An 866-nucleotide genomic window follows, 5' to 3' on the forward strand; every position below is an offset into this window, starting at 1 on the left:
GGTTACTTCATGCGAACCTGTGCCACGCTGTCCCTGTAGTCCGCTTTCGGGTCGCCCATCCCGAGGAAAAGTTTCACCCCGGCGACGATACTGGATGCATCTTTCCAGATTTCGGCGTCCGCAGGATCGAACCTGAGCAAGCACAGCTTCGGATCTTCCTTGCCTCCTTCGAACCATGCGGCGACGAAGCGGTTCCACAAGCGGTCGATGACTGCCCGATCATTGTCGATCCTCAGTGTGCCTTGGACGGTGGCGAACAGGTCGTGTCCCTTGGCGGAGTAGACCAGTGTCGCTTCCTTTGCAGATGCAACGGCCTCGGCCAAGTCGGTGTCCTTCGCTGTGAAGAAGTAGATAACGTTGCGATCACCATCGAACTGCGCTGTCATCGGTCGAGGGTGGACGCTCGGGACGCCGATCATTGCCGTCATGTCGGAACGGATCGAATCCCAAAACTTGCTTTTGAATTCCTCATCGTTGTCGGGCATGGCTTGTCTCCTGTGAGAACGCCAAACGCCGCGTGTCTGCCGTGGTTCCAAGCACGTACCTGGAATATAAGGAGTTCCGCCCGCCCAGATCGGGACGGCCCGAGGACCAACATGGGCAGTAGGCCAACAAAAAGAGGGTGCCATTGACGAGCACCCGAAATGCGGCCCAATCGGATCACATCGTACGGGGATTCCCATGAACCGATTTCTCTTCGTGATAGCCGACTTTCTGTCCCGTCCGCCCGGCTTCTATGTGCTGCTCGCTGCGATGATAGCCTGCACTGCGATGGTTCCGTTTGGGCTAACAAACGTAATCACCTATGCGCTTTCTGTAGCTGCGATAGTGATTACCGGGGTCGTACTGATCCAGGGTTACCGCGA

General features: G+C 56.8%; 1 protein-coding gene and 1 pseudogene. One reads left to right on the forward strand and one right to left on the reverse strand.

Annotated elements, in window-relative coordinates; translation table 11 throughout:
• Window positions 1-2: 2 nt before the first annotated feature.
• Entirely contained in the window at window positions 3-485 is a 483-nt protein-coding gene (locus AC0L2Z_RS35325) for a pyridoxamine 5'-phosphate oxidase family protein (protein ID WP_473630635.1), read from the reverse strand.
• A 196-nt stretch (window positions 486-681) separates the two neighbouring features.
• On the opposite strand from AC0L2Z_RS35325, the pseudogene AC0L2Z_RS35330 reads away from it, so the two are divergent.
• Window positions 682-866: pseudogene (locus AC0L2Z_RS35330) on the forward strand (low affinity iron permease family protein); the annotation flags it as partial.

The sequence above is a fragment of the Mesorhizobium sp. WSM4850 genome, assembly GCF_055811735.1.